Raw genomic sequence first — 17,495 nt, forward strand, 5'->3', positions numbered from 1 at the left:
CCGCCACGACGGGCGGGCCGGACTGCCGGGCACCGGCAGGGGTAGTTCTACGCATGTTGACACTCCCGGGGGAGGGTGTCAATGGTTTTATTCTACGAACGTAGGAAGTTGAAACACGACCGATTTCCATTGCTGCGCGTGGAAAATCGGCACTGGACTCTTTTATCTACGTATGTAGAGTGTCCGGACGGACAAAAGGAGGACGACCCCGTGACGACCACCCCGGCCACACCCGAACGCATCGTCGACGTCGCCGTCGGCTACATGGCGGCCCAGCAGCTCTTCGCCGCCAACCGGATCGGCCTGTTCCCGGCCCTCGCCGCCGGTCCGCTGAGCGCGGCGGAGCTGGCCGGGCGGACGGGCCGGCCGTCGACGATCACCCGGATCCTCGGCGACACCTTGGCTTCCCTCGGCCTGCTGTCCCGTGTGGACGGCCGGTACGCCCTGATGCCCGACACCGAGGCATACCTCGGCACCGGCGAGCTGGCCCCGTTCCTGACGTTCCTCGAGACGATCAGCTACCCGCACTGGCAGCAGTTCCCGCACACCACCGACACCGGCGAACCGGGCGACCTCGACCTCGCCGGCGACCGCTGGGACACCTTCCTGGGCGGGGTCATGGTGTATAACGGCCTACACGCTCGGCAGCTGGGACGTGCTTTCGACTTCGGTGGCTGCAAAAACCTCCTCGACCTGGGTGGCCTTTCGGCCGCGTTCGCCCTGGAAGCACTGCGGGCCAACGACGTCCTGCACGCGACGTTCGTCTACGACCCGCGTTCCGTGCCTTCGGTGACGGAAGCCGTGGCGGAGTTCGCGGGCCGCACGAACGTCGTCGGGGCGGCGACGCCGGACGCCGAACCGGAGGGGGAGTTCGACCTGGTGATGGTGAACCACGTCGTGCACCGGTTCTCCGTCGACGAGAACCGGGCGATCCTCCGGCACGCGCGGGCCGCGGCGGCGCCGGGTGCGCGGCTGCTCCTGCTCGACTTCTTCCTGGACGACGACGAGGTGCCGCGCTCGCTCGACGCCTTGCACGCGGGGGAGTACCTGGTCATCGACGGCACGGTCGTGTACCCCGAGGCGGACGTCCGCGGCTGGCTTTCGGGCGCGGGGTGGCGGCCGGTGGACCGGCTGACGCTGCCGGGTTCGCCGCGGGTCCTCGTCGCGGAAGCGGTGTGACCATGGGCCTCGACCCCGCGGTGCGGGAGATGCTCGCCCGCGCCCCCGAAGGGCCCGACCGGCCGATGACGGCCGTCGAGCTGCGGGCCGCGTTCGCCGCGTCCCGGCCTCGGCCGGGTGCGTTCGCGCAGGTCGCGTCGGTGACCGAGCATCACCTGCCGGGTGGCGTCCGGGTTCGGCTTTACCTGCCGGAGGCGGCCGGTCCGGTGCCCGTGTTCGTCTGGATCCACGGCGGCGGCTGGACGATCGGCTCGGTCGACGAGAACGAGGTCGCCTCGCGGGCGGTCTGCGCGGCCGCGTCCGTCGCCGTCGCGGCGGTCGAGTACCGGCTGGCGCCCGAGGACCCGTACCCGGCGGCGCCGGCGGACTGCTACGCCGTGCTCGAATGGCTGGCCGCGGGTGGTGCGGGGCCTGAAGTGGTGCCCGGCGCGATCGCGGTCGGCGGCGAGAGCGCTGGCGGGAACCTGTCCACAGTGGTCTCGCTGATGGCCCGCGACCGTGGTGGCCCGCGGATCGCCGCGCAGGTCCTGATCTGCCCGGTGTTCAGCCATCCCGACGACGGCTTCGCGTCCTATGCGGACTTCGCGACGGGCTACGGCATGACCGCCGACGCGATGCGGTTCTTCTTCGCCCAGTACGTCCCGGACCCGTCGCTTGTGGACGATCCCTACCTGCTGCCGTCACGGGCGCCTGATCTCTCGGGCCTGCCGCCCGCGCTGGTCCTGACGGCGGAGTACGACGTCCTGCGCGACGAGGGCGAGGCGTTCGCCCGCCGCCTGTCCGAAGCCGGGGTCGCGGTGGACGTGCACCGGTACGCGGGGCAGATCCACGGCTTCTACGGCCTGTACACGGACCTGCCGGCCTCGGCACGCTCGCACGCCGAGGTGGCGGCGTACCTGCGGGGGATCTTCGCCTGAGTGGTCAAGGGCGGGTGAGCCGCTCCAGGAAGGACTCCAGGTGCCGGTGCTGGAGCTCGACCGTGGAGAACTCGCCCGCCACCAGGCTCATGACGTTGGCGCCGGCGTTGAGCAGGACGATCTCGTCGACGAGCTGCTCGTCCGGGGTCTCGGTGACGACGTCGCCGTCTTCGCGCCCCTCGGCGAGGAAGCGGTGCAGCAGGCCGCGCCACTCGCGGACGTGCTCGAGGTACTTGTCGTGCATCTTCCGGTTGGCCAGGGACATCTGCCAGAAGATCAGCAGCACCCGCCCGGCGACGATGCGTTCTTCGTCGATCGGCATGGACGACACGCAGATTTCGCGGAGCGCTTTCAGGCCGCGCAGGCCTTCGAGGTCGACGTACTGGCGCATCATGTCCAGCGCGCGCTCGTAGGTGGCCGCGATGATGTCTTCCTTGCTGGGGAAGTAGAGCTTGAGGGCGCCGTTGGCGAACCCGGCCGCGGCCGCGATCTCCCGCATGGTCGCGGCCTCGATCCCGCCGCGCACGATGAGGTCCCACGTGACGTCGACGATGTCGCTGCGCCGCTGGTCGTGGTCGATGATCTTGGGCACCCGGCACCTCCCGCACTGGTTTCTCTACCAGTGTAGGAGAAACTACCTGCGGGTACCGCGCCGGGCTAGCGTTCGAACACGCGCCGTCCCGCGAACCACGTCTCGGCCACCCGCGTCCCGGCCACCTCCGCGGTCTTGAACGGATCCCGGTCCAGCACGACGAAGTCCGCCGAACGCCCGGGGGTCAGCGCCCCGGTGACGTCGTCGAGACCGCAGGCACGGGCCCCGCCCAGGGTGAACACCTCGATCGCCTCGGCCAGCGAGATCGCCTGCTCCGGCCACAGCGCACCCGGCCGGCGGCCGTGCGGGTCCTGGCGCGTGACCAGGCCCGCGATGCCCTCCCAGGCGTTGGGGGACTCGCTGACCGGCCAGTCCGACCCGCCCGCGACCAGCGCGCCGGTGTCCAGCAGCGTGCGGTTCGGCTGCATCCGCGACGCGCGCCCGGCCGGCAGCACGTCCGCGATCGCCTCCGGGATCACGCCGGGCACCCACAGGAACGGCGAGATGTCGGCCGCGACGCCCAGTTCGGCGAACCGCGGCAGGTCGTCCGGGTGCACGAACTGGCCGTGCGCCACCTGGAACCGCGTGCCGGCGTAGCCCGCGGCCCGGACCGCCGACACGGCGTCGAGGAACTGGCGCACGGACGCGTCGCCGGTGCAGTGCACCTTCGCCGAGAAGCCCGCCGACGCGGCCTTCAGCAGCCAGTCCGTCAGCTCCTCAGGCGGCATCGTCGTCGTGCCGTGGTGGTGGCCTCCGTGGACGTCGTCGGGCAGGTACGGCTCGAGGAACGCCGCCGTGCGCGTCGGCGGGACGCCGTCGAGGAAGATCTTCACGAAGTCGGGCCGGTGGTGCGGGGTGCGGTAGCTCCCGGCCACCTCCAGCAGCGGCGCGCCGACCGGGTCGAAGCCGAAGATCGGGTCGTTGACCAGCAGCGATGACACCACCCAGGCGGCCAGCTCGCCCGCGTCGTCGAGGGACTTCAGCGCGCCGAGGATGTCCGTGGAGACGCCGGCGTCCTGGAACGCCGTGACGCCGTAGCCGTGCAGGATCTCGATCGCGCGTTGCGACGCGCGCCGGTGCTGGTCCGCGGTGAGGGTGCCGGTCACCCGCTCGACGGCCACCCCCGCGGCTTCCAGAAGCAGGCCGCTGGGTTCGTCGCCGTCGCGGACGATCACGCCACCGGCCGGGTCCGGCGTGGCCCCGGTGATCCCGGCCAGTTCGAGGGCACGGCTGCTCACCCAGCGGTTGTGGCGGCTGTCGTCGGCCAGCGAGACCGGGCGCCCGCCCGCCGCGTCGTCGAGGGCGCGCCGAGCAGCGGACGTCGACAGCTTCGAGACCAAAGTGGACGCCCAGGCGCCGCCGGTCAGCCACTCGTGCGGACCCAGCGACTGCGCGCGTGCCCGGACCAGGGCGAGGATCTCGTCGAAGCCCGCTTCGGCGCCGAAGGTGAGTTCGAACAGGTCCGCCCGGCCCGCCATCGCGTGGTGGTTGTGCACGTCGACCAGGCCGGGCATGACGAAAGCCCCGCCGAGGTCCCGGACCTCGGTGTCCGGGCCGGCGTCGTCCGGCGCGACGACCTTGCCGCCGGCGATGGCCAGCGAAGACGCCCACGGTCGCGCCGCGTCCACTGTGTACACCACGGCGTTGGTGAGGAGCAGGTCGGCGGCCATCAGCTCTCCGCGGGGTCGAGGCCGTCGGGGTGCACGGTCGTGCTCAGCAGGCGGCCGTGCGCGCCGAAGGTGAACTGCGTCGGGTGTTCGCCGGTGGCGTCGAGTCCGAAGAGGACGCCGTGCGAACGCAGGCTGCGCGCGGTGCGGTGGTCGGCGATCGTCACCGAGGCGCACGGGATGACCTTCTCCCGCCAGGCGAAGACGTGGATGCCCGGCCGGACCTGGTACACGGTGTTCTCGTCGGTGTCGGCCAGGCCGCGCTCCGGGCCGGCCAGGCACTGCCAGGTGTACCAGTGCGGGCTGAGGTAGACGTGCTCGTAGGCGTGCTCCTCGCTGTAGACCCACACCACGCGCCGGCCGATCAGGGCGGTGCTCGGCGCCATCGGCTCGCCGCGGACCTCGACGCCGTCGATCGTCGCCGGGCGGAACTCCTGGGTGACGCGCGGTGTGCCGGTGTCGCCGATCCGGGTGGTGACCACCAGGGCGCGGCCTTCGCGCAGGTCGAGCACCAGCGACCCGGTCTCGCGGTCGCCGGGAGGCAGCTGGACGTAGTACAGGCCGTCGTCGACGAGGAACGTTTCGCCGACGTTCCCGGTGAAGACGACGCCGTCGTCGTCGCGCAGGACGAACTGGCGGTCGTCCAGGTCGGCGGTCACGGGCGCCTTGTTCGCGTCGAAGCCGGGGGCGAGGCCGTCGAGGGGCAGCCAGGTCGAGGTGTCGGAGAGAGTGCTCACCCCGGTCAGTCTCGCGCGCCGCCGGGCCGCGGGGAACCGCTCGTGCGGGGGCGGACAACAAGGCTGCGCTCGACGCCAACCACCGGGACGCGCCCGCGGTGAGGATGGGCGCATGCGAACCGAACTGGCCGGGAAGGCGGTGCTGGTGACGGGCGGGGCGTCCGGGATCGGCCTGGCGTGCGTGCGGGCGTTCCGGGAGGAGGGCGCGCGGGTCGGGGTGATCGACCGGGTGCCCGGCGACGGCGTCGAGATCGCGGACGTCACCGACGAGCCAGCTCTGGCCACCGCCGTCGACACCATCGCCGGCCGGCTCGGCGGGCTCGACGTCGTCGTCGGGTGCGCCGGGATCTCCGGACCCGTCGGCAAGCCGCTCGCCGGGACCACCGCGGCCGAGGTGGCCGCGGTGCTCGCGGTCAACGTCACCGGGCAGTTCCTGCTGGTCAAGCACGCGCTGCCGCACCTTTCGGACGGCGGTTCGGTCGTGCTGCTCGGCAGCGACTCGGCGTTCACGGCCGCGCCCGGGATGGTGCCCTACTGCGCGTCGAAGGGTGCGGTCGTGGCCATGACGCGGGCGCTGGCCGTCGAGGTGCCGGGCGTCCGGGTCAACTGCGTCTGCCCGTCGGTCGTCGACACGCCGATGGCGCGCGGCGACCTGGGCGACGTCCTCGACGACCCCGCGTTCCCCGTTCAGCAGGCCGACGACGTCGCCCGGCAGGTGCTGTTCCTCGCGTCTCCCGCTTCCCGGCCGGTCAACGGCCAAGCCCTGCTGGCCGACTTCGGGATGTCGGCCCGCTCGGCGTTCCCCGCCTAGAAAGGATCCACAGTGGACACATCGGACACGGTCGTCGCGATCACCGGCGGCGGCACCGGCATCGGCGCCGCGGTCGCCCGCCGCTACCTGAGCGAAGGCGCGCAGGTCGTGGTGCTGGGACGGCGGCGCGAGCCCCTGGAGAAGGTGGCCGGCGCCCACGCCATCGTCTGCGACGCGAGCGTGCGCGAAGACGCCGAGCACGCCATCGCCGAGATCGTCGGCCGCTACGGGCGGCTGGACGTCGTGGTCGCCAACGCCGGCGGGCACGGCCTGTCCTCGGTCGTCGACACCGGCGACGACGAGTGGGAGCTGGCCCTGCGCTCGAACCTGTCGAGTGCGTTCGTGTTCTGCCGGGCCGCGCTGCCGTCACTGGTCGGGACCGGCGGGCAGGTCGTCGTCGTGTCGTCGCTGGCCGGGCTGTTCGCCGGGCCGAACGTCGCCGGGTACACCGTCGCGAAGCACGCCCTGATCGGCCTGACCCGCTCGATCGCCCGCGACTTCGGCCCGCGCGGGGTCCGCGCGAACGCCGTCTGCCCGGGCTGGGTCCGCACGCCGATGGCGGACGGCGAGATGGACCAGTTCGCCGCGGCGGCCGGCTTCACGGGCGGCCACGACGAGGGCTACCGCCGCGTGACCGCCGAAGTCCCGTTGCGCCGCCCGGCCGAGCCCGAGGAGATCGCGGCGATCGTCCGGTTCCTCGGGTCGGCGGAGTCGTCGTACATCACCGGCGCGGTCCTGGTCGCCGACGGCGGCGCCCACGCCGTGGACCTGCCCACCCTGGCGTTCGAGCGCGCCGGCATGTGAGTCACGAGCCGAGGTAAGCGGTGTGCAACGTCGCGGGGGAGTCCAGCAGGGTCCGGGCGTCCCCCGCGTACGTGACCCGGCCGGAGGAGACCACCAGGGCCTCCTGCGCCACCCCGAGCGCGGCCTGCGTGAACTGCTCCACCAGCAGGATCGCCGTGCCCTCGGCCGCGAACCGCGTCACCACCGGCAGCAGGCGGGTGAAGACCACCGGCGCCAGGCCCAGCGACATCTCGTCGATGAGCAGGAACGCCGGGCGCGCCGCGAAGGCGCGGGCCAGCACCACCATCTGCTGCTCGCCGCCGGACAGCAGCGCCGCGGGGGAGTCGCGGCGCTTGTCGAGCTCGGGGAACAGTTCCAGCACGGCGTCGAGCCCGGCCGGGGTCCGCGCGGTGAGGCGGAGGTTCTCCAGCACGGTCAGGCCGGGGAACACCGCCCGGCCCTGCTCGATGTGCGCCAGCCCGAGCCGCGCCCGCGCCACCCGCGACTGCCGCGTGACGTCGACGTCGCCCAGGTGGACGCGGCCGGAAGCACACGGCACCACGCCTGACACCGCCTCGAGCAGGCTGGTCTTCCCGGCGCCGTTCGGCCCGACCAGCGCCGTGATGTGGCCGGGCTCGAGGGTCAGGGTGACGTCGCGGATCACGGGGCCGGCGCCGCGTTTCACCGTCAGGCCGTCGACTCGCAAAGCGTTCACAGCAGCTCCGTTTCACCCATGTACGCCTTGAGGACGGCCGGGTCGGCCAGCACGTCCGCCTGCGGCCCGCCGGCCAGCACTTCGCCGAAGTCGAGGACCGTCAGCCGGTCGCACACCGACCGGACGAGGTCGAGGTCGTGCTCGATGAGCAGCACCGACACGCCGAACCGCGCGGGGACCTGACGCAGCCGCCGCCCGAACGCCACGTGCTCCTCGTGTGGCAGCCCGGCCGCCGGCTCGTCGAGCAGCAGCACCCGCGGCCGCGCCAGCAGGTGCCCGACGACCTCGACGAGCCGCCGCGCCCCGGCGTCGACCCGCGAAAGCGGCGTGCGCGGCGAGGGGCAGCCGAAGAACTCGAGCGCGTCGGCGACTTCGGTGCCGGAAAGCCGCCGTCGGGCCACGAACCGGACGTAGGCGCCGACCGTCAGGCCGGGCGGGACGCGGTCCTGCTGGAACGTCCGCCGCAGCCCGGCGCGGGCCCGCCGCGTCGGTGAGCCGGTCAGCGGACGGCCGTCGAGGGTCACGGTTCCGGTCGCCTGCGGGAGGAAGCCGCTGATGACGTCGACCAAGGTGGACTTCCCGGCACCGTTGGGCCCGATGACGCCCAGTACGCCGTGTTCCGGTACCGAGATGTCCACTTCGGACAAGGCGCGGACGTGTCCGAAGGAGACGCTCAGCCCGCGGACCTCCAGCACGGGGTCGCCGGGCGGCAGGGGCTCGACCTCGGAGACTTCCGTGAGCCCGAGGCCGGCCGGCACGCGAGAGCGGTACCGGAGGTTCCGGACGGCCGTGCCGAGGTTGCCGCGGCCGGCGAGGGCCTGGATGCCGAGGACACCGAAGATCACGAACCCCCAGTCCTGCGGCACGCCCCAGCGTTTCAGCAGTTCGGGTACCGCGACCCAGAGGAGGGCGCCGAACACCGCCATGTCGATCAGGTGCGCGCCGGACATGATCGCCAGGACGTACAGCGCGAGCGACTGGATCGCGGTGAAGCTGGCCGGGAACGCCAGCCCGACCTGCCCGGTGAGCAGGCCGCCGCTGATCCCGCCGAGCGCGGCGCTGACCGCGAACGCCGTCAGCTTCGACGTCCGCACGCCCGCGCCGACGGCCGCCGTGCCGCGCTCGGAGAACGCGACGAGGTGCCAGCTGCTGCCCCAGCGCCCGCGGCGCAGGAAGTGCACGACCAGCCCGCAGGCCACGAGCACCAGCACCGCGAACAGGAAGTACGACCGGTCGTCGGAGAAGGCCTCCGGCCGCTCGACCGGCAGCCCGTCGGTCGCGCCGGGGAACTGGATCTGGACGAGCGTCAGGTCGGCGGCCGCGGCGAGCCCGAGCGTGACGACGGCCAGCGTGATCCCGCGCAGCCGCAGCGCGGGCAGCCCGACGAGCACCCCGGCGGCGGCCGCGGCCAGGCCGCCGAGCAGCAGCCACCCGACGAACCCGCCGGGCACGCCCGCGACGTTGCACGCCGAGACGACGAACGCGCCCACCGCGCCGAACGTCAGCTGGCACAGGGAGATCATCCCGGCGGTGCCGGTCACGACGCCGAGCCCGAGCAGGGCGATGGCCGCGACGACCGCGCTCACCCCGAGGTAGACGAAGTACCCGGCGAGCCCGACGCTCAGCGCGTAGCCGATCCCCACGGCCACGGCCGCGACGGCGAACGGCAGGAACCGCTCAGCGAGCCGCATCCCACACCTCCTTGCGCTGCGTCCAGAGCAGCAGCGCGACGATGACCAAGAACGGCAGGAAGTAGCGCAGCACGGACAGCCGGTCGGACTGCGCGACCGCACCCTGCGCCATCCCGAGCACCAGCCCGCCCACCACCGCGAGATCGAGCCGCCGGAAGCTCCCGAGCAGCGCGGCCGCGGCGGCCGGCACCACGAGCATCGCCAGCGACGTCGGGTCGTTCGACTGCGACGGCGCCACGATCGAGACCGCGAGCGTCGCGATCACCCCGGTCGCCGTCCAGACGCCGACCGAGAGCGGCCGGGCGGGGATGCCCAGCAGCTCCGCCGTCGTCGGCCGCTCCGACAGGGCCCGCAGCCGGACGCCGAGCGTCGTGCGCGCCAGCACCACCCGGCAGCCGAGAGCCACCAGGACCGCCAGCACGACCGTCACCACGGTGACCTGGCTGACCACCACCCCGCCGGCCGTGAACGCCGGCCCGGCCAGCAGCGGGTGGAACGGCTGCGGCTTGGTGCCGAACAGGATGAACGCGAGCGAGATCAGCAGCAGGAGAACCGCGACCGTGACCGCCGAGCGCGTCGCGGTGTCCGCCTCGGCGAGCCACGTCGACACGATCCAGCCCAGCACGGCGCTCAGCGCGCCGCCGAGCACGATCCCGGCCACCGTCGCCAGCCCTTCGGGAAGTCCCAAGTGGACGGCGAGGAACACCGCGACGTAGCAGCCGAACATCCCGGTGGCGGACTGCGCGAAGTTGACCACGCGCACCAGGCGCGACATCAGCGTCAGGCACACCGCGAGCACCGCGTAGAGGCCGCCGGCGGCGAGACCGGCCAGAGCGCCCTGCAGCATGAACGTCCTCCTACCGCTTCGGGATCCGGAGCCAGTCCTGCCCGGCCAGCTCCCACTTGTTCGTGCCGGTGGCCAGCTTGATCGGCCAGCCCGCGGTGTTGTCGTGGTGCGTCTGCGCCGGCCCGAACACGTACGGCGTCCCGACCATCGGGTCGCTGACCGGCTTCATCTCGCGCAGGGCCTTGGTCACCGACTCGCGGGTGATGTCGCCTTTGATCCCGCGCACGACGTCGAGGAAGTACTTCGCCGCCAGATAACCGCCCTGGCTGAAGGACGTCAGCGGGATGCCGTTCTTCGTCATCAGGTCGCGCCAGTCCTTGGTCTGCGGGCTGCCGGCGTCGGTGAACGGGTAGAACTCGGCGGGCACGTACACGCCGGCGCCCGCGTTCGAGATCGCCTTGGCGTAGTTCTCGCTGTAGACGCTGGTCAGCAGCAGCCACGTGACGTCGTTCCAGCCCTGCGCCTGCGCGGCCTTGAGCTGGCCGATCGAGTCGGGCTCGACCGGGTTGACGGTGATCGCCCGGCAGCCCGCGGCCCGCGCCTTGACGATGTACGAGGTGTAGTCCGACCCTCCGTAGGGGACGGTCGCGTCGACGTACTTCAGCTTCTTGCCGGTGATCTTCGTCCACTCGCCGATCGCGGCCTGGTACGCCGGGAGCGTGTTGCCCGCGATCTCCAGCAGCGCGCAGATGTTGTCGAGCTTCAGCGTCTCCGAGCCGTAGAGCAGCGTGAGCGTCATGTCGTGGAACGGGCCGACGTTGACCGGCGCGATGTTCGGGCTCGAGAAGCACGCCGGGTCGACGCCGATGCCCTGCACCGAGAGGATCTTCTGCTGCTCGTAGTACTTCGCGTTGATCTCGCACTCGATGAGGCTCGACGACCCGACGAGCGCGACGGCGCCGTCCCCGCCGACGACCTCGCGGGCGGCCGCGGCGGCGGCCGCCGGGTCACCCTTGTCGTCGATCGCCTTGTACTCGATCTGCCGCCCGTTGACGCCACCGGCGGCGTTGGCCGCGTCGAACACGGCCTTCGCCGCCCGCGAGGCCTCGGGGAAGGTGGCCGCGCCGCTCAGCGCGTTGACCGACCCGACGACGACCGGGCCGGAGCCGCCGGCTTCGGACCCGGCGCAGCCGGCGACGGCCAGCAGGGCGACCGCCAGGGTGGGAAGGATCTTTCTCATGACTGCTCCCGGGCCGCGGCCACGACGGGCGCGGAGTCGACGATCTGCTCGAACGAGGTGACCTGGCCGCCATCGAAGCGCCACAGGTGCGCGACGCGGGCGGTGAAGGACCGGCCGGTCCGGCCGTGGGTGCCGGTGTAGGTGCCGACGCCGACCACCGTGTCGCCGGCGTCGAGGAGGTCGGCGAGGGTGAAGGTGTAGCCGTCCCAGTCCCGGCCGATCGCCTCGAAGACGTGCTCCCGGACTTCGCCGGGGCCGGTGTACGTGCCGGCGTAGGGGAAGCCCGCGGCCTCGGTCCAGGTCGTCTTCGGGCCGAGCGGGGCGAGCATGCCGGGCAGGTCGCCCCGGTCGCTGGCGGCGTAGTGCGCGCGGATGACGTCCACATTGGACACGTGCGGCTCCTTCAGACGGGCTGGGCGTCGGGGTAGGCCACCGAGCCCAGCGGGTAGATGTGCCCGCCGGCGCGGGAGTGCTCCGACCGGCCGTCGCCGGTCAGGCCGAGGAAGACGCCGGTGGTGCGCAGCGCGTAGCCGAGGTCGTGCAGCCACACGCTCGCGACGGCGATGCGGAACTCGCGGAAGCAGAACAGGTACAGGCCGTCGGCGAACTTCCAGACCGTCGAGAGGTCCATGTCGCCGTGCCCGCGCTGCACGCCTTCGAGGCACTGCCAGGCGTAGCGCTCCGACGAGATGTAGACGTGCTCGTAGAGGTGTTCGGGGCTGTAGCGGTAGACGTTCCGCTTGCCGATCAGGTCGCGCGAGGGCCCGGGCGCGACGCCGGTGGGGGTGCCGCCGTCCGTGACACCGGACTGGAAGCTCTGGGACACCCGGGGAACGACGTCCTCCGCGCCGATCACCGAGCGGACGGCGAGCGCGCGATGGGTCGTCGTCGAGTAGACGACGGTCAGCGCCTCGCCGTCGACGCTGGTGAGCGGCAGGTTCACGAAGAACACGTCGTCACGCACGGCGACCGCGTCGTACGGGTCTTCGACGCCGTTGCAGACGACCTGTCCGGCGTCCTTGAAGCTCAGCGCTAGGACTTCGCCGTCGTCGAGGGTGAGCGTGACGTCGCGGCCGGTGAGGTCGGCGTCCGGCAGGCGGTAGGTGGCGATCCCGGCGGCGAACTCGTCGTAGGTGCGCCAGCCGTCGGTGGGGGCTTCGGGCATGGCGTCATCGTCGGGCCCGCCCGGCGGCGAGGCGAGCGGTCACGCGCTGCGGGGCAACTACCGGACGCTGACGGTCAACTCGCGGCGCAGCTCGCTCGGCGCCCGGCCGAACGCGCTCTTGAACACCCGGCTGAAGTGCGCGGCGTCGACGAACCCCCAGCGCGCGGCGATGGCCGCGACCGGGCGGCCGGCGTGCACCGGGTCGAGCAGGTCCCGGCGGCAGTGCTCGAGCCGCCGGGTGCGGATCCACCCCGCGACCGTCGTGCCCTGCTCCTGGAACAGCCCGTGCAGGTGCCGCGTGGAGATGAAGTGCTCGGCCGCGATGCGCGCCGGGGTGAGGTCGGCCGAGTGCAGGTTGGCGTCGATGTGCGCGCGGATCCGGCGCATCAGCTCGTGGTGCGGGTCGTCGTGGGCCAGGTCCAGCTCGGTGGCGACGAGCGTCGAGAGCAGGTCGACGGCGCTGTGCGCGAGCCGCGCGCCGGCCGGGCCGGCCAGCTGTTCGAGGTTGCCGCCGAGCTGGGCGAGGAAGGGCACGACGACGTTGCCGACGCCTTCCTTGCCCGACATGCGCACCGCGGTCAGCCGCCCGACGAGGTCGGCGGGCAGGTCGATCAGCCGCTGCGGGAACATCACCACGAGCGTGCGGAAGTCCTCTTCGAAGACCAGCGAGTACGGCCGGTGCGTGTCGTAGAGGGCGACGTCGCCGGGGCGCAGCACGGCCTGGCGGTCGTCCTGCACGAGCAGCCCGGTGCCGGCCAGGATCAGGCTCAGCTTGTAGTAGCGCCGTTCGCCGCGCGCGATCAGCTCGGGCGTGCGCTCGACGACGTGCGGCGACGCGGTGACCTCGGAGACCTGGACCTCGTCGGCGGCCGACGAGCGGATCCGGCCGCGGAAGCCGTCACCGCCCGCCGTGACGTGCAGCGGGACGAACGACTGCGAGACAGCGGTGCGGAACTCGGTGAAGTCGCGGGCGATGAGGGTCGTGGGGGCGGACACGGGGTCACCTCGCAGCGTCGGGAGGGGAGCAGTGTCGTATACGATAAGCGATACGATCTTCGGCGACAACGCTCCTGGTGGCGGAGAAGTGGGGGCTCAGCGGCCAGGCGATCGGCGCGGTCGAACGCGGCGGCCGCCGGGACCCGCACCGCGACGCGCTCGACCGGCTCGCCCTACGTCGGCCTGCTGGGCTTGGCCGACCGGGCCCGGGGTACGGCGGAGACAACCCCTGCTACGACCTCCACGACCGGCCGGTCAGGCGACCGAGTCCGTCTCCTCCGCCAGGCGTCGCAACAGGGCCGCGAGGCCGTCGGGGGCGCGGCCGTCCAGCCGGGCGCTCGTCACCACCGGGGCCGCGGGCTCGAAGCAGCGCCGGAAGCCCGCCCGGCCCAGGCGGCGCCACAGGTCGTGGTCCTCGCCGGTCGCGCACCGGCCGAAGCCGCCCACCGCGTCGAAGGCGTCCGCGCGCACGCCCAGGTTCGCGCCGTAGACCGAGCCCGGGGCCTGGTCGAGCAGGCGGTCGTACCGCCGCAACGCCTGTTCCGACTCGCTGAACGGGGCCGAGAGCTCGGCCGTCCCGGCGATCGCGTGGTACCCCTGCCGCGCCCGGGCCAGGTGCACCAGCGCCCACCCCGGCGTCACGCACGTGTCGGCGTCCGTGCTCAGCAGCAGGGTTTCCGCCGCCGGCGAGCCCAGCCGCTCGCGCACCCGGGCGATGCCGAGGTCGCGCACCTCGCCGATCGTGCGCGCGGCTTCGGACACCACCACGTCCGACGCGGCCCGGGCGATCGCGGCGGTCGAGTCCCGGCACCGGTCGGCGACCACGCAGACCGCGTGGGCGATCCCGGCGGGCAGCCGGTGCAGGGCTTCCCCGAGCGCGTGCAGGCAGGCGCCGATCAACTCCGCCTCGTCCCGCGCGGGGACGACGACGCCGACCGCGCCGATCACCGGCGCCTCAGCACGTGCAGGAGGAACTGCTCGTCGGTGTGCTCGACCAGGGGCTCGAACGCGGGGTGCGCGAGCAACCGGGCGTGCGCGTCCCGGCCGTCTCGCGGTGCTTCGGGCGCCCACGGCAGCCAGTGCACCGCGAGCAGGTGGCCGCCGGGCCGCAGTGCCGCGACCGACGCCTCGACCGTCTCGTCGAGCGTGCGATCGTCCAGGTAGTACAGGAGTTCGCCGTACACCAGCAGATCGGCGGGACCGGACGGCAGCGCGCCGGGCACCGCTCCGATGTGGACGTCCACATGGGACAGATCGGCGACGGCGGCGCGGGCCCGCTCGGCCGCGGCGGGCACCGGGTCGAACGCGATCAGCCGCCCGGCCCGGCCCGCGAGGTCGCGCGTGAGCACGCCGACGCCGCAGCCCGGCTCGACGACCGTGCCGTAGTGCTCGTCGGGCAGGCACGCCAGCACCATCGCGCGTTTGCGGCGCTCGTACCACTTCGTCCGCACCGACCACGGGTCTTCGGCGGACGCGTACAGCTCGGCGAACCGGCTCACCGGCGCCGACTCCCGCGGCGGTTCGCGGAAGAACACCTCGGTGTCCCGGGCGAAGTGGGCCAGCACCTCGTCCGGCAGGATCGGGTCCTCGCCGCGCGGGCCCGGCTTGAGCTGCGAGGCGAACGCGGCGATGGCGCCGGCTTTGGCGTCGCGCTCCGCCGGACCGAGCCGGAGCGAGCGGGCCCGCGCCCACGGGATGGCGGGGTCGCCGGGCCGCAGCCGGTGCCTCAGCCGGAGCAGGTACGACCAGCACTGCGTGGTCAGGGGCGCGGCGGCCAACGCGGCGCGCGCCGCCGCCTGGTGGTCCGGGTGCGGGTCGCCGGGCCAGGGCAGCAGGCACAGGTCGTGGCCGGTCGCGTGCGAGCGCACGGCACTGGCCAAGGCGTCGCCGTGCGCGGCGAGCCCGGAGTCCGGCAGGCCCAGCCACACCGGCTCGACGTCGGAAAGGCCCTGGGCCCGCAGGGATTCGCGCAGTTCGCGGCGGCGCGTGCGGCCCAGGTCGCGGCGTTCCGCGGCGTCCGCGGCCGGGAACGCCGCTTCGCCGTCGGTCGCCACCACCAGGGTCACCTCGGTGCCGGCCGCGTGCAGGCGCTGCAGGAGCCCGCTCGCCCCGAGCGTTTCGTCGTCCGGGTGCGCGGCGACGACCAGCGCGCGTTCGAACGGTTCCTCGGGCCAGGCCGGCAAGGCGGGCAGCGATGCCCACTCGGCTTCCGGGACGTACTCGGTCATACCGCGTCCAGGACAGTGCGGCCGAGCCCGGCGAGATCCCGCTCGGCGTGGTGCTGCCGGACGTACACCGGCAGGTCGGCGATCCGCTGGGCGAAGCGCCGGTCGCGGCACGCGGGCGTCGGCCCGGTCACCTTGAGTGCCCGCTCGAGCACTTCGACGGCGGTGCGTTCCGCCGCGGCCCGGCAGGTCCCGGCAACCAGGGCGTCGACCCCCGTCTCGGCGGCCCGGGCGAGCACGGCGTCGGCGGCGTTGAGCGCGGTGTGCATCGCGCCGGCGTGCGCGAGCTGGTGCTCGTCGGCGGAGTGCTCGCGCAGGTAGGCCAGCACGCCGTCGAAGACACCCGCGGCCCCGCCGAGCCAGACGGCCGCGACCCCGGCGCCGCCGAGCGCGAACCCGGGCCGGGTCACGTACCAGCCCGGCGGCCCGACGAGCGTGCCCGGCACGCCGTCGAACACGACGTCGCCGCTGTCGGAGGCGTCCATCCCGACGGCCTGCCACGCGTCCGGGTGCCGCCGGACGCGCGGGTCGGCGAGGTCCACCTCGACGAGCCGGTCACCGGCGGCCACCAGCGCGCGGTCCAGCAGGGAAAGCCCCGAGCAGAACCGGACCGTCCCGCGGACCGCGCCGCCTTCGAAGGCGGCACCGGTGCCGCCGGACTTCGCCGCCCACACGCCGTAGAGCGCGTCCGGGGCGGGGGAGTGGCCGGCCTCGGCGAGGATCGCGACGGCGTCCGTGTGACCCTCGGCGAGCCGGGCCAGGGTCAGGTCGCGGCGGCCGAAGGCGGCGAGGGCCGCCCAGCGGTCCGCCGTCCGCTCCCCGCCCGGCAGCGGCAGGTCGAGCCCGCCGGCCGCGAACAGCGACCGCAGCTCGGCACCGACCACGGCAGTGGTCCGGGGCGAGGGCAGGGGTTTCGGTGGCGTCTTCGCCAGGAGCGTCTCCACAAGATCGGTTTACCCGCTTCCCCGCCGGTTACGCGCGGGTGTGAACACCGCCTCGAGCGGGCATCCCCCCGGGATGACGAGAACCCGTGCCTACCGAGACGGCCGGCTGCAGAAGGAAGACTTCGCGGTCGCCGACGTCTCCGACTTCCTGGCCGAACCGGACACGGCCGTCTGGGTCGACCTGTGTGAACCGTCCGAAGCGGACCTCGCCGAGCTCGCCGACGAGCTCGGTCTGCACCGCCTCGCCGTGGAAGACGCCGTCCAGGAGCACCAGCGGCCCAAGCTGGACCGCTACGAAAGCCACGCGTTCTTGACGGCCTACGCGGTCCGGTTCGACCGGGCGAGCGGGGAGACCACCGCCTCCGAGCTGGCCGTGTTCGTGACACCGCGGGCCCTGGTGACGGTCCGCAAGGACGACGGGTTCCCGATCGAAGCCGTCACGCAGCGCTGGGACCACGCCACCGACCTGGCGAAGTCCGGGGTGCCGTTCCTGCTGCACGGCCTGCTCGACTACGTCGTCGACGGGCACTTCGAGGCCGTCCAGGCCCTCGACGACGAGGTCGAGGACCTGGAGGACCTGGTGTTCGACGACCGCCCCGACACCTCGGAGCTGCAGCGCCGCTCCTTCCGGCTGCGCAAGAACCTGAGCAGGCTGCGCCGGGTCATCGCGCCCGTGCCCGACGTCGTCGCCTCCCTGATGCGGCCGGACCTGCGGCTGGCCGACGAGTTCACCCGCCCGTACTTCGAGGACGTCCGCGACCACGCGCGGCAGGCGGCCGAGCACGTCGAGGCGCTGCGGGACCGCCTCACCACGGTCCGCGAGACCCAGCTCAACCTGCAGAGCGACCGGCTGAACCTGATCATGAAGAAGGTCACCGGGTGGGCGGCGGTGATCGCGGTGCCCACCGCGGTGACCGGGTTCTACGGCCAGAACGTCCCGTACCCGGGCAACGGCACGCCGACCGGGTTCTGGGTGTCGACGATCGTGATGCTGGTGCTCTCGTTCGGGCTGTACGTGCTCTTCAAGAAGCGGGACTGGCTCTGAG

18 protein-coding genes are annotated in these 17,495 nt (G+C 73.1%); 5 read left to right on the forward strand and 13 right to left on the reverse strand.

From position 1 onward, the window contains the following. Positions 1-210: 210 nt before the first annotated feature. Positions 211-1,179: a methyltransferase family protein gene (locus ACYVLJ_RS17365; protein ID WP_460439362.1), complete on the forward strand. Its 969-nt coding sequence runs from the start codon at positions 211-213 to the stop codon at positions 1,177-1,179. Further along, positions 1,176-2,096, forward strand: coding sequence for an alpha/beta hydrolase (locus ACYVLJ_RS17370; protein ID WP_460439363.1), 921 nt, complete (start codon positions 1,176-1,178; stop codon positions 2,094-2,096). Before ACYVLJ_RS17365 ends, ACYVLJ_RS17370 begins: the two co-directional genes overlap by 4 nt. A 4-nt stretch (positions 2,097-2,100) precedes the next feature. Here the strand turns inward: ACYVLJ_RS17370 and ACYVLJ_RS17375 are convergent, their stop codons facing one another. The 3 genes from ACYVLJ_RS17375 to ACYVLJ_RS17385 all read right to left on the reverse strand — a co-directional run bounded on the left by ACYVLJ_RS17375 (position 2,101) and on the right by ACYVLJ_RS17385 (position 5,092). Next, complete coding sequence (locus tag ACYVLJ_RS17375; RefSeq protein ID WP_460439364.1) at positions 2,101-2,688, reverse strand: TetR family transcriptional regulator; 588 nt, start codon at positions 2,686-2,688, stop codon at positions 2,101-2,103. A 65-nt stretch (positions 2,689-2,753) separates the two neighbouring features. Beyond that, positions 2,754-4,358, reverse strand: a complete 1,605-nt coding sequence (locus ACYVLJ_RS17380) for an amidohydrolase (RefSeq protein ID WP_460439365.1) — start codon at positions 4,356-4,358, stop codon at positions 2,754-2,756. After that, positions 4,358-5,092 (reverse strand): MoaF C-terminal domain-containing protein, encoded by a 735-nt coding sequence (locus tag ACYVLJ_RS17385; protein WP_460439366.1) that lies wholly within the window; start codon positions 5,090-5,092, stop codon positions 4,358-4,360. The genes ACYVLJ_RS17380 and ACYVLJ_RS17385 overlap by 1 nt, the downstream gene beginning before the upstream one ends. Before the next feature lie 112 nt (positions 5,093-5,204). Here ACYVLJ_RS17385 and ACYVLJ_RS17390 point away from each other — a divergent pair, with 112 nt between their 5' ends. Beyond that, the gene (locus tag ACYVLJ_RS17390; RefSeq protein WP_460439367.1) at positions 5,205-5,903 is read left to right on the forward strand and encodes an SDR family NAD(P)-dependent oxidoreductase; all 699 of its coding nucleotides are present in this window, start codon (positions 5,205-5,207) and stop codon (positions 5,901-5,903) included. A gap of 12 nt (positions 5,904-5,915) precedes the next feature. Beyond that, positions 5,916-6,707: an SDR family NAD(P)-dependent oxidoreductase gene (locus tag ACYVLJ_RS17395; RefSeq protein WP_460439368.1), complete on the forward strand. Its 792-nt coding sequence runs from the start codon at positions 5,916-5,918 to the stop codon at positions 6,705-6,707. 1 nt (position 6,708) lies between these two features. On the opposite strand, the gene ACYVLJ_RS17400 is transcribed toward ACYVLJ_RS17395, so the two are convergent. From ACYVLJ_RS17400 to ACYVLJ_RS17445, 10 genes are all read right to left on the reverse strand, one after another. Beyond that, positions 6,709-7,401 carry an ABC transporter ATP-binding protein gene (locus ACYVLJ_RS17400; RefSeq protein WP_460439369.1) on the reverse strand — a complete coding sequence of 231 codons (693 nt, stop codon included), beginning with the start codon at positions 7,399-7,401 and terminating at the stop codon, positions 6,709-6,711. Beyond that, positions 7,398-9,092, reverse strand: a complete 1,695-nt coding sequence (locus ACYVLJ_RS17405; RefSeq protein WP_460439370.1) for a branched-chain amino acid ABC transporter ATP-binding protein/permease — start codon at positions 9,090-9,092, stop codon at positions 7,398-7,400. Before ACYVLJ_RS17405 ends, ACYVLJ_RS17400 begins: the two co-directional genes overlap by 4 nt. Further along, entirely contained in the window at positions 9,079-9,939 is an 861-nt protein-coding gene (locus ACYVLJ_RS17410) for a branched-chain amino acid ABC transporter permease (protein ID WP_460439371.1), read from the reverse strand. Before ACYVLJ_RS17410 ends, ACYVLJ_RS17405 begins: the two co-directional genes overlap by 14 nt. Before the next feature lie 10 nt (positions 9,940-9,949). Further along, positions 9,950-11,119 (reverse strand): ABC transporter substrate-binding protein, encoded by a 1,170-nt coding sequence (locus tag ACYVLJ_RS17415; RefSeq protein ID WP_460439372.1) that lies wholly within the window; start codon positions 11,117-11,119, stop codon positions 9,950-9,952. Further along, positions 11,116-11,511: a nuclear transport factor 2 family protein gene (locus ACYVLJ_RS17420; RefSeq protein WP_460439373.1), complete on the reverse strand. Its 396-nt coding sequence runs from the start codon at positions 11,509-11,511 to the stop codon at positions 11,116-11,118. Before ACYVLJ_RS17420 ends, ACYVLJ_RS17415 begins: the two co-directional genes overlap by 4 nt. Positions 11,512-11,522: 11 nt before the next feature. After that, positions 11,523-12,284, reverse strand: coding sequence for a MoaF C-terminal domain-containing protein (locus ACYVLJ_RS17425; protein WP_451973178.1), 762 nt, complete (start codon positions 12,282-12,284; stop codon positions 11,523-11,525). A 57-nt stretch (positions 12,285-12,341) separates the two neighbouring features. Continuing rightward, a complete protein-coding gene (locus ACYVLJ_RS17430; protein ID WP_451973176.1) occupies positions 12,342-13,280 on the reverse strand; it encodes an AraC-like ligand-binding domain-containing protein in 939 nt (312 codons plus the stop codon). Between the two features lie 255 nt (positions 13,281-13,535). After that, positions 13,536-14,228 carry a glycosyltransferase family 2 protein gene (locus tag ACYVLJ_RS17435; RefSeq protein ID WP_451973174.1) on the reverse strand — a complete coding sequence of 231 codons (693 nt, stop codon included), beginning with the start codon at positions 14,226-14,228 and terminating at the stop codon, positions 13,536-13,538. Further along, positions 14,225-15,508, reverse strand: coding sequence for a bifunctional PIG-L family deacetylase/class I SAM-dependent methyltransferase (locus tag ACYVLJ_RS17440; protein ID WP_460439374.1), 1,284 nt, complete (start codon positions 15,506-15,508; stop codon positions 14,225-14,227). Before ACYVLJ_RS17440 ends, ACYVLJ_RS17435 begins: the two co-directional genes overlap by 4 nt. Beyond that, positions 15,505-16,449: an acyl-CoA dehydrogenase family protein gene (locus ACYVLJ_RS17445; RefSeq protein ID WP_460439375.1), complete on the reverse strand. Its 945-nt coding sequence runs from the start codon at positions 16,447-16,449 to the stop codon at positions 15,505-15,507. The genes ACYVLJ_RS17440 and ACYVLJ_RS17445 overlap by 4 nt, the downstream gene beginning before the upstream one ends. A gap of 73 nt (positions 16,450-16,522) precedes the next feature. Between ACYVLJ_RS17445 and ACYVLJ_RS17450 the strand changes: the two genes are divergently transcribed. Beyond that, positions 16,523-17,494 carry a magnesium transporter CorA family protein gene (locus ACYVLJ_RS17450; RefSeq protein ID WP_460439376.1) on the forward strand — a complete coding sequence of 324 codons (972 nt, stop codon included), beginning with the start codon at positions 16,523-16,525 and terminating at the stop codon, positions 17,492-17,494. Position 17,495: the final 1 nt, after the last annotated feature.

The organism is Amycolatopsis stemonae (assembly GCF_054781455.1).

What these genes read in the sequence shown, in the direction of transcription:
- ACYVLJ_RS17380 (WP_460439365.1), bottom strand. Translation starts at nt 4,358, where the DNA reads ATGGCCGCCGACCTGCTCCTCACCAACGCCGTGGTGTACACAGTGGAC.
- ACYVLJ_RS17390 (WP_460439367.1), top strand. Translation starts at nt 5,205, where the DNA reads ATGCGAACCGAACTGGCCGGGAAGGCGGTGCTGGTGACGGGCGGGGCG.
- ACYVLJ_RS17405 (WP_460439370.1), bottom strand. Translation starts at nt 9,092, where the DNA reads ATGCGGCTCGCTGAGCGGTTCCTGCCGTTCGCCGTCGCGGCCGTGGCC.
- ACYVLJ_RS17410 (WP_460439371.1), bottom strand. Translation starts at nt 9,939, where the DNA reads ATGCTGCAGGGCGCTCTGGCCGGTCTCGCCGCCGGCGGCCTCTACGCG.
- ACYVLJ_RS17415 (WP_460439372.1), bottom strand. Translation starts at nt 11,119, where the DNA reads ATGAGAAAGATCCTTCCCACCCTGGCGGTCGCCCTGCTGGCCGTCGCC.
- ACYVLJ_RS17425 (WP_451973178.1), bottom strand. Translation starts at nt 12,284, where the DNA reads ATGCCCGAAGCCCCCACCGACGGCTGGCGCACCTACGACGAGTTCGCC.
- ACYVLJ_RS17440 (WP_460439374.1), bottom strand. Translation starts at nt 15,508, where the DNA reads ATGACCGAGTACGTCCCGGAAGCCGAGTGGGCATCGCTGCCCGCCTTG.
- ACYVLJ_RS17450 (WP_460439376.1), top strand. Translation starts at nt 16,523, where the DNA reads ATGACGAGAACCCGTGCCTACCGAGACGGCCGGCTGCAGAAGGAAGAC.